Here is a 378-nt window from a genome sequence, read left to right on the forward strand (position 1 = left end):
GTGCTGAGAGCACCTTGAGGTGGGGGGGAGGGGAGCTGGCCACCCTGACCTGCCTCCCTGCACAAACAGGGTTTTTCCAGTGGATAGGAAAGGCTGAGTGTCAGTACCTCAACGGCACCGAGCGGGTGAGGCTTCTGGTGAGGTACATCCACAACCGGCAGCAGTTCGTGCACTTCGACAGCGATGTGGGGTTCTATGTGGCCGACACCCCCCTGGGCGAGCCTGATGCCAAGTACTGGAACAGCCAGCCGGACCTCCTGGAGCAGAGACGGGCTGAGGTGGACACCTACTGCCGACACAACTACGGGGTGTCGACCCCTTTCATCGTGGAGAGGAGGGGTGAGTGCTTGGCAGAGCATTTCCCTTGGAGTTCTAAGG

1 protein-coding gene is annotated in these 378 nt (G+C 60.6%); it reads left to right on the top strand.

What is annotated here, in order from left to right; genetic code table 11:
* A partial coding sequence (locus BW716_RS35795; RefSeq protein ID WP_143709278.1) for a class II histocompatibility antigen beta chain family protein occupies window positions 1-378 on the top strand: 378 nt, incomplete at both ends.

It is taken from the genome of [Flexibacter] sp. ATCC 35208, assembly GCF_001975825.1.
Lineage (GTDB): Bacteria > Bacteroidota > Bacteroidia > Chitinophagales > Chitinophagaceae > Chitinophaga.